At 58.6% G+C, this 9450-nt stretch carries 9 protein-coding genes; 5 read left to right on the top strand and 4 right to left on the bottom strand.

The annotated features are described in order from the left end of the window. Positions 1-51: 51 nt before the first annotated feature. Together AC1DSG_RS22560 and AC1DSG_RS22555 are read right to left on the bottom strand one after the other, a co-directional pair. Positions 52-819, bottom strand: coding sequence for a TerC family protein (locus tag AC1DSG_RS22560; protein ID WP_477792863.1), 768 nt, complete (start codon positions 817-819; stop codon positions 52-54). Positions 820-903: 84 nt separating this feature from the next. Next, the gene (locus tag AC1DSG_RS22555) at positions 904-2211 is read right to left on the bottom strand and encodes a CitMHS family transporter (RefSeq protein WP_477792862.1); all 1308 of its coding nucleotides are present in this window, start codon (positions 2209-2211) and stop codon (positions 904-906) included. A gap of 417 nt (positions 2212-2628) precedes the next feature. Here AC1DSG_RS22555 and AC1DSG_RS22550 point away from each other — a divergent pair, with 417 nt between their 5' ends. Next, positions 2629-3030, top strand: a complete 402-nt coding sequence (locus AC1DSG_RS22550) for a GFA family protein (RefSeq protein ID WP_477792861.1) — start codon at positions 2629-2631, stop codon at positions 3028-3030. Here the strand turns inward: AC1DSG_RS22550 and AC1DSG_RS22545 are convergent, their stop codons facing one another. Next, positions 3031-3357: a DOPA 4,5-dioxygenase family protein gene (locus AC1DSG_RS22545; RefSeq protein WP_477792860.1), complete on the bottom strand. Its 327-nt coding sequence runs from the start codon at positions 3355-3357 to the stop codon at positions 3031-3033. Positions 3358-3441: 84 nt separating this feature from the next. Between AC1DSG_RS22545 and AC1DSG_RS22540 the strand changes: the two genes are divergently transcribed. Then, positions 3442-4107, top strand: coding sequence for an NAD(P)-dependent oxidoreductase (locus tag AC1DSG_RS22540; protein WP_477792859.1), 666 nt, complete (start codon positions 3442-3444; stop codon positions 4105-4107). Here the strand turns inward: AC1DSG_RS22540 and AC1DSG_RS22535 are convergent. Continuing rightward, positions 4100-5050 carry a choline sulfate utilization transcriptional regulator gene (locus tag AC1DSG_RS22535; RefSeq protein ID WP_477792858.1) on the bottom strand — a complete coding sequence of 317 codons (951 nt, stop codon included), beginning with the start codon at positions 5048-5050 and terminating at the stop codon, positions 4100-4102. The two genes, AC1DSG_RS22540 and AC1DSG_RS22535, sit on opposite strands and share 8 nt — an antisense overlap. Before the next feature lie 114 nt (positions 5051-5164). Between AC1DSG_RS22535 and betC the strand changes: the two genes are divergently transcribed. The 3 genes from betC (at position 5165) to AC1DSG_RS22520 (ending at position 9331) form a co-directional block, all read left to right on the top strand. Then, positions 5165-6679 carry a choline-sulfatase gene (betC, locus tag AC1DSG_RS22530; protein WP_477792857.1) on the top strand — a complete coding sequence of 505 codons (1515 nt, stop codon included), beginning with the start codon at positions 5165-5167 and terminating at the stop codon, positions 6677-6679. Positions 6680-6695: 16 nt separating this feature from the next. Continuing rightward, positions 6696-7616 carry a choline ABC transporter substrate-binding protein gene (gene choX, locus AC1DSG_RS22525; protein ID WP_477792856.1) on the top strand — a complete coding sequence of 307 codons (921 nt, stop codon included), beginning with the start codon at positions 6696-6698 and terminating at the stop codon, positions 7614-7616. A 146-nt stretch (positions 7617-7762) separates the two neighbouring features. Then, on the top strand, positions 7763-9331 hold the full coding sequence (locus AC1DSG_RS22520) for a SulP family inorganic anion transporter (RefSeq protein ID WP_477792855.1): 1569 nt from the start codon (positions 7763-7765) through the stop codon (positions 9329-9331). The last annotated feature ends 119 nt before the right edge of the window (positions 9332-9450 follow it).

The raw sequence follows: 9450 nt of genomic DNA, 5'->3' as shown, positions 1-9450 counted from the left end.
GGCCACATCGCGAGCAGGCTCGCTCCCACAGGTTTTGCGTAGACGCCGGGGTTATTGGCCCGGAATGTCCTTGCGCAGTTTTACCGGATCTTGCTGCTTCCTCTTTTTCGCGATGGYGGTGCGCATCCTGATGTTGATCGCTTCAACCGCCAGCGAGAACGCCATGGCGAAGTAGACGTAGCCTTTTGGCACGTGGAAGTCCAGGGATTCGGCGATCAGCACGGTACCGACGATCAGCAGGAACGACAGCGCCAGCATCTTCAGGGACGGGTGCTTGTCGATGAACTCGCTGATGGTGCCCGACGCCCACATCATCACCAGCACGGCCACGACGATCGCTGCGACCATGACTGGAACGTGAGAGACCATGCCGACCGCGGTGATGACCGAGTCCAGCGAGAACACGATGTCGATAATCGCAATCTGGACGATGGTGTAGAGGAAGTTGCCGCCCGTACCGCTCGGCTCTTCGTTGGTTTCGTCTTCACCTTCCAGTGCGTGGTACATCTCTTGCGAGCTCTTCCACAGCAGGAACAGACCACCGAAGAACAGGATCAGGTCACGCCCGGAAATACCTTGGCCAAACACCACGAACAGATCCGCCGTGAGGCGCATGACCCAAGTGATCGAGAGCAGCAGCAAGATTCGCGTGATCATGGCCAGCGCCAGACCGAAAATCCGGGTGCGCGCCTGCATGTGCTTGGGCATGCGGCTGACCAGGATCGAAATCATGATGATGTTATCGATACCCAGGACGATTTCCAGGGCGGTCAGGGTAAAGAAGGCAACCCAGATCTCAGGGTTGGTCAGCCATTCCATGTGTATTCCTTTGAGCGAGTGTTAAACCACGAAAGGCCCGGACTTCGAACTGCGAAGACCGGACCCGTCATGGTGAGTCGTTGGTTATAACGTGCTGAACAGCGGAAAAATCCCCATCAGCAACGCTGCAACCAGTATGCACATGCACACCAGCACTGCCCACTTCAGGGTAAAGCGCTGATGGTCACCGAATTCAATACCGGCCAGGGCCACCAACAAATACGTCGATGGTACCAGCGGGCTCAACAAGTGGACGGGCTGACCGACGATCGAGGCACGTGCCATTTCAACTGCGGTTATACCGTAATGACTGGCGGCTTCGGCAAGAACTGGTAACACACCGTAATAAAATGCGTCGTTCGACATGAAAAACGTGAACGGCATGCTCACCAACGCCGTGATCACCGCCAGGTACGGGCCGAGGAATTCAGGGATGACCGCCAACAGGCTTTTGGACATCGCGTCGACCATACCGGTGCCCGTCAGGATACCGGTGAAAATACCGGCGGCAAAGATCAGGCCGACCACCGACAAGACGCTACCGGCATGGGCCGCAACACGGTCCTTCTGCTGTTGCAGGCAAGGGTAGTTGACGATCATCGCGATGCTGAATGCCACCATGAACAGCACCGGCAGCGGCAACAGGCCGGCGACCAGCGTGCACATCAGGGCCAGGGTCAGGAAGCCGTTGAACCAGATCAGCTTCGGGCGACGCGCGTCAGGGAACTGTGAAACGGTGATTTCACTGTGGTCGATTTCATCGCCAATCAGGTGCAATTCACCCAGACGAGCACGCTCGCGTTTACCGTAGAAGTAAGCAATCGCCAGGATCGCCAACACACCGGCCAGCATCGCTGGAATCATCGGTACGAAAATATCCGACGGGTCCACATGCAATGCGCTGGCCGCGCGAGCGGTCGGGCCACCCCATGGGGTCATGTTCATCACGCCCCCGGCGAGGATGATCAGACCGGCCATGATCCGCGGGCTCATGCCGATGCGGCTGTAGAGCGGCAGCATGGCGGCTACGCAGATCATATAAGTGGTCGCGCCGTCCCCATCAAGGGAAACGACGAGCGCCAGTACGGCGGTGCCGACCGAAACTTTCAACGGGTCGCCCTTGACCAGTTTGAGGATCTTGCGCACGGCCGGGTCGAACAGGCCGGAGTCGATCATCAGGGCGAAGTAGAGGATGGCAAACATCAGCATCACGCCGGTCGGCGCGAGCTTGGTGATGCCTTCGAGCATCATTGGGCCGATTTTCCCCGCAAAACCACCGAACAGGGCGAAGAGGATCGGGATGATGATCAAGGCGATCAGCGCGGACAGGCGCTTGGTCATGATCAGGAACATGAACGTGATGACCATGGCAAAGCCAAGAAAAGTCAGCATGGGAGTACTCCAGGCGTAGCGCGGCTAGGGGAAATGGGCGAACCGGTTGGGGTCAGCGCAGAACGGGAAGCACGAGGCGTACGGGAGGAATGACAGCGAAGCGGCGGGTAGCAGAGGACATCAGGATCACCATTGTTGTTGTTTAATGGGCCGTGCGAGCGATAAAACACTGGCACTGGCCAACCGGTCTGTTGCCGGCAGTGAGGCGATCCTAATCGGGGAAGCTTTCAGCCAGCTTTCGCCGGTGAAAGCATTAGGCGGATGTGTAACCGGTCGTCGGACCGGGGCAGGGAGGTAGACCGAGTTGCGGCCATCGCGAGCAGGCTCGCTCCCACAGTGGATCTCCATTGGTCACAGACTTGTGGGAGCGAGCCTGCTCGCGAAGACGTCGGCACAAGCACCTCAGGAGGAAACATCATGGTCAACATTCATACAGGCGGCTGCCACTGCGGACATCTGCGCTATCAATTCAGCGGGTCGTTGCATGACATCGCCCACTGTCATTGTTCGATTTGCCGACGGGTCAGCGGTGGAATCGTGACCACCTGGATCACTGTGCCCGCGTCAGCCTTTCAATGGGTGGATGGCGCACCTGCGCAGTACAAATCTTCTTCAATCGGCGTGCGCTATTTCTGCCCGAACTGTGGGGCGCAACTGGCGTTTATGACCCACCTCAGTCCCGAGAGCATCGACGTGACCATCGCCACCCTCGACCACCCTGAACAGGCGCCAGCCGAGCGGCACATCTGGACCGACAGCCGATTGCCCTGGCTGCACCTGGACGAGCATTTACCCGGCGAAGCGGAAGAAACTATCTGATCAAAAAATAGACAGATCCAGCGGCCGGATCGCGCCCATCCAGATCGCGTGCTCGGTGTGATCGAGCAAGTCGTCGCCCGTGTCCGGGTGCAGGAACACCACCAACCCCTTGCGGTTGAGCGCCAGCCACGGCAGCACTTCACCAATGAGTTCAGGGCCGAATGCCAGCTGGCAGCTCCAGTCCGGGTGCGGTCCGACCGGGCGTTCGTGCACGCGGCCCATTTTCAGCGGGAACAACTGCGCCGCCTGCTCGCACAGAGCCCGTGCCTGATCGATTGTTCTGGCATCGAAATACACATGGGCGTGATAACCCTTGATCTGCTGCATCTGAATCCCTCTAAAACTCGGTCGAACCCTCACCGTTTCCCACAGGTCACACGCCATATACCTAGGAAACAAGGAACTTCAGCCATGAAAAATGCCGAAACCCCCGTGGTGAAAGTGGTGCTTTATGGTGCCATGAGTAGCCTCGGCAGTGCGCTGATGGCTGAAATGCTGCGGCGCCAACATGAAGTGATCGCCATTCTTGATGACTTGACCGCGCTTGCACCGCGCCCAGGCCTGCGAACAAAAACCGGCGACCTGTTCGAGGCGGAGCGCGTTAAACAAAGTGTGGCGGGCTGCTCGGCTGTCATCTGCCTGTTGGATGCACCCGGGTTGCCGTTCAACAGCGAACACGTGGAAAAAACCATCGTGGTGGGTCCGGTCGAACAAGTGCTGGCGGTGGATGCGCTGATCGAGGGCATGCAGGCAGCGAACATCAGGCGGCTGTTTCTGGTGGGTGATTTTGAATTGCTGGACGATCCGGACATAGAGGATCAATTGCAACGCCACGCCGCCGAAGAAATCCGCGAAGCCCTGCAAAACAGTACCTTGCACTGGACGCTGGTCAATGCGCCTCGCGGTGTTTCCGGCCTGACGATTGAGCACTTCATTCATGTCAGCAGCAGCCTTGAACCGGGCTTGGCCGAACCGCTGCAACGCTTGAACCGCGTGGCCGTAGGGATTGCCGATGAACTACAGCTGAATTTGCACGTTGGCGAACATGTGAACTTCATCGCCGCCGACCCTAGATAGGGATAGAGGGCAGCGCCAGGCCGTTCAGCGATTGTGCGCTGCTGTCTTGTTCGGCCATCAACCAGTCCACAAACTGTTGAATCAACGCCCCGCGCCGTTTTCGCTGGGGCAAGACCACGTAATAGCCCAGCCGGGACATCGCGGACTCCGCGATCGGTCGACATAACAAACCCTGCGCCAGCAAGTTATCCACAAGGTGCCGCCAGCCAATCGCTACACCCTGGCCGCCAATCGCCGCTTGAATCAGCAGCGTGTAATTGTCGAAGCGCAGTTGCCCCGGTGCCGGCGCCGACGTTATCCCCAACTCGCGAAACACACCGCTCCAGTCAAACCAGTTGCTGCTGTGTTCGCCACGCAGGTGTAGTAATGGAAACTCCAACAGCGACTGAGCCGGCAAGGGCAGGGGACGATCCTTCAATAACAGCGGACTGCACACTGGAAATACTTCTTCGCTGAACAACCAATGGCTTTCGCCCTGCTTGAAGCGCCCGTCACCAAACAACACCGCCACATCGATATCGGTGCGCAGCATGTTGTGATTGCGCTCGCTGGTGACCAGGCTGACATCGACGTGAGGATTGGCCGCATGAAAGCGGTGCAAACGGGGCATCAGCCAATACGCCGCGAAGGCAAAGTCGGTAGCCACCTGCAACACTTCATGTTGCTGCTGTGCACTGATCGCACTCAATCCTGCGTCGATATTCTGCAACCCGAGTTGAACCTGCTCGAAAAGAATAGTCCCGGCTTCAGTCAATTCAATGCCCCGGTAGATGCGGTCAAACAGCCGAGTTCCAAGTTGCTCCTCCAACCGTTTGATCTGCTGACTGACCGCCGGCTGAGTGGTGCCAAGTTCCACCGCTGCAGCGGTAAAGCTGCGATGACGGGCTGCTGCTTCGAAGACACGAAGCAGGTCTAGAGAAAGATCACCAAGGGCGTCATACATAAGCTGGGCTAATCCTAGTCATTGCCTGGCATGGGCTTTACCGCAAACCGCACGGGTAACATGCTCGATCGCAGCAATCTCGCATAAATATTCACTATGGAATGCCGCGAACACATGAAGCGCAAGAACATTCTCTTCATCATGGCCGATCAAATGGCCGCGCCAATGTTGCCGTTCTACGGTCCTTCACCAATCAAACTACCGAATCTCAGCCGCCTCGCCGCCGAAGGCGTGGTGTTCGACGCCGCGTATTGCAACAGCCCCTTGTGCGCGCCGTCGCGTTTCACCTTGGTCAGCGGCCAGTTGCCGAGCAAAATCGGCGCCTACGACAACGCGGCTGATTTCCCCGCCGACGTACCGACCTATGCCCACTACCTGCGTCGCCTCGGCTACCGCACCGCGCTGTCGGGCAAGATGCATTTTTGCGGCCCGGACCAGCTCCATGGCTACGAAGAACGCCTGACCAGCGACATCTACCCGGCCGATTATGGTTGGGCGGTGAATTGGGACGAGCCGGATGTACGTCCGACCTGGTATCACAACATGTCATCGGTGCTGCAAGCCGGGCCCTGCGTACGCACCAATCAGCTGGATTTCGACGAGGAGGTGGTGTTCAAGGCCCAGCAATACTTGTTTGATCACATCCGCGAGGACAGCGACCAACCGTTTTGCCTGACCGTTTCGATGACGCACCCACACGATCCGTACACGATTCCCAAAGCTTTCTGGGATATGTACGACGATGCCGACATTCCGATACCCGAAACCCCGGCACAAACCTCACTCGATCCTCACTCCCAGCGTTTGCTCAAGGTTTACGACTTGTGGAACAAGCCGCTGCCTGTGGATAAGATTCGTGACGCGCGCCGTGCCTACTTCGGTGCGTGCAGCTATATCGACAGCAACGTCGGGAAACTCCTGCAAACACTCGAAGAAACCGGGCTGATCGACGACACCATCATCGTGTTCTCCGGCGACCATGGCGACATGCTCGGCGAGCGTGGGCTCTGGTACAAAATGCACTGGTATGAAATGGCCGCCCGCGTCCCGCTGTTGATCAGCGCGCCAGGCCAGTTCGGGGCAGGGCGGGTCAGCGCCGCTGTTTCCACCGCCGATCTGCTACCGACCTTCGTGGAACTGGCCGGCGGCTCGCTGGAGCCGGGCTTGCCGCTGGACGGCCGATCATTGGTTTCGCACCTGCAAGGGCAGGGCGGTCACGACGAAGTGTTCGGCGAATACATGGCCGAAGGCACCATCAGCCCGTTGATGATGATCCGTCGCGGTGCTTATAAATTCATCTACAGCGAAGACGACCCGTGCCTGCTCTTCGACGTACATAACGACCCGCGCGAACGGGAAGAACTCAGCCAATCGCCGCAACATCTTCGATTTTTCGAAGAATTTATGGCCGAAGCACGCGCCAAATGGAACATCCCGGCGATACACCAACAAGTGCTCGCCAGCCAGCGGCGTCGGCGCTTTGTTGCGGACGCACTGACCATCGGCAAGCTGAAGAGCTGGGATCACCAGCCGCTGGTAGACGCCAGTCAGCAGTACATGCGCAACCACATCGACCTTGATGATCTGGAGCGCAAAGCACGTTATCCACAACCCTGCCAAAACCAATAATGTTAAGGGGAAGTCCATGCAAAGGTTATCCACAGTACTGACGGTCGGGCTTCTGGCTCTGGGCAGCGCATCGGCGTATGCCGATCAAAGCTGCGAGACGGTGAAAATGGCCGACCCTGGCTGGAGTGACATCGCCGCGACCAACGCCATCACCGGGTTTCTGCTGGAGGGCATGGGCTACAAGGCCAAGGTCGACACCCTCGCGGTACCGATTACCTTTGGCGGGCTGAAGGATGGTCAGGTCGACGTGTTCCTGGGTAACTGGATGCCGGCCCAGCAGGGCTTCTACGACAAGTTCGTGGCCACGGGTGATGTTACGCAACTGGCGAAGAACCTGGACGGCACCGAGTTCACGCTCGCGGTTCCGGATTATGTATGGGACGCGGGTGTGCATGACTTTGCCGACCTGAACAAATACGCCGACAAGTTTGACAAGAAGATCTACGGGATTGGCTCCGGCGCGCCAGCGAACATCTCGCTGCAGGAAATCATCAAGAAAAACGATTTCGACATGGGCCAGTGGAAACTGGTCGAGTCCAGCGAGCAGGCGATGCTGGCCGAAGTGTCTCGCGCGGTGAAGAAACAGAAATTCGTGACTTTCCTCGGCTGGACCCCGCACCCGATGAACGTGCAGCTGAAAATGCACTACTTGAAGGGCGGCGAGAAATATTTCGGTGATACCGGCAGCGTCCATACCTTGACCCGCAAGGGGTACGCCGAAGCCTGTCCGAACGTTGGCAAACTGTTGACCAACCTGAGTTTCACCCAGGACATGGAGAACAGCATCATGTCTGAGGTGGTGAACAAGAAAGTCAGCAATGCGGAGGCGGCCAAGGCGTGGATCAAGGCCAATCCGGCGGTGCTGGATAAATGGCTCGATGGCGTGAAAACCGCAGATGGTAAAGACGCGTTGCCAGCCGTCAAAGCCAAGTTGTAAGGCATGATCGTTCCCACGCTTTGCGTGGGAATACATCCCGTAGCGGACGCAGAGCGTCCATGGCGGCATTCCCACGCAGAGCGTGGGAACGATCGGAAAAGCGTCTGTCCTGATACTCTTGCGCAAAACCCCAGCCGAGAAGACCCATGGCCTTCCCCAGCCGCCATTCACTCTTCCCCTTCCTCAGTTGGTTGCCCCGGCAAACCCGCGCCAGCGTCGGGCGTGACCTGATCGTCGGCCTCAGCGGGGCAATTCTGGCGTTGCCGCAATCCATTGCCTACGCGCTGATCGCGGGGCTCCCACCGGAATATGGTTTGTACGCGGCGATCATCCCGGTGTTGATTGCTTGTCTCTGGGGTTCGTCGTGGCACTTGATCTGCGGCCCTACGGCGGCGATTTCTATCGTCTTGTATGCCAGCGTCAGCCCCTTGGCCGTTCCCGCGTCAGAGGACTACGTCACCCTGATCCTGCTTCTGACGTTGCTCGCCGGGATTTTCCAGTGGTTGCTCGGTTTGCTGCGCTTCGGCGCCCTGGTGAATTTCATCTCTCACTCGGTGGTGCTGGGGTTCACCCTTGGCGCTGCGGTAGTCATCGTCATCGGGCAATTGCCGAACCTGCTGGGGCTGGATTTGCCCAGCCAAGCCACTGCGCTGGACAGCTTCTTGATGCTGTTCAAGCACCTCGGCGCCTTGGATAAACCATCACTGGCGCTGGGCCTGGCGACGGTCGTTGTCGGCGCGGCCCTGAAGTTGTTGTTGCCTCGCTGGCCGACTTTGCTGATTACGTTGATTCTGGGCGGGCTGCTGGTGTGGTTCTGGCCATCAATGTTCGGTCATGTGAAGTTGGTCAGCGCGTTTGTCGGACGCTTGCCGCCCTTCAGCCCGTTGCCGCTGGATTTGGACCTGATCCTGCGTTTGCTGCCGAGCGCAGTGGCGGTGGGAATGTTGGGGCTGGTGACCAGTCTGTCGATTGCGCGCTCCCTGTCAGCGCGCTCGCAGCAGTTGATCGACGCCAACCAGGAAGTCAGAGCCCAGGGCCTATCGAACATGATCGGGGCGTTTTTTTCCGGCTCGCTGTCCGCCGGCTCCTTCACTCGCTCCGGCCTGAGCTACGACGCAGGCGCCTGCTCACCCATGGCCGGTGTTTTTTCAGCGGTGTGGGTGGCGCTGTTTGCCATCTTCGGTGCAGGGTTAATCGCCCACATCCCCATCCCGGCCATGGCCGGCAGCATTCTGCTGATCGCGTGGGGACTGGTGGACCATCGCGGTATTCGCGCCTTGTTGCGGGTCAGCCACGCCGAGTTCCTGGTCATGGCGCTGACCTGTGTCGCCACGTTGCTGCTGGAGTTGCAGACGGCGATCTACGCCGGGGTGCTGGCGTCCTTGTTCTTCTACCTCAAACGCACCTCGCAACCGCGGGTACAGCATTCTCGCGAGGGGGATGAAGACATTCTGCGGGTAGGCGGGTCGATCTTTTTCGGCGCCAGCCATTACCTGCAAGTGCGCCTGCAACGCCTGCACGGCGCGCGCGTAGTGATCGAGGCGCAGCAGATCAACTTCATCGACTATTCAGGGGTGGAGATGCTGCATCAGGAAGCGCGACGGCTGTTGAAGCAGGATCGCAGCCTGACGTTGCGGCGGGCGCGGCCGCAGGTGGTGGAGGAGTTGAGGAAGCTGGAAGGGGCTGACAAATGCCCGATCCGTTTCGAAGACTAATTGCCAGGATTGACCACCGCATAACCWGTGGCGAGGGAGCTTGCTCCCGCTCGGGTGCGCAGCGCCCGCATATTATTAGGGTCGCTACGCAACCCATTATTAGGGTCGCTACGCAACCC

Source organism: Pseudomonas sp. P5_A12 (assembly GCF_056400685.1).
Note: the sequence above shows the minus strand (reverse complement) of the source record. Positions and strands in the feature narration are given on the sequence as shown.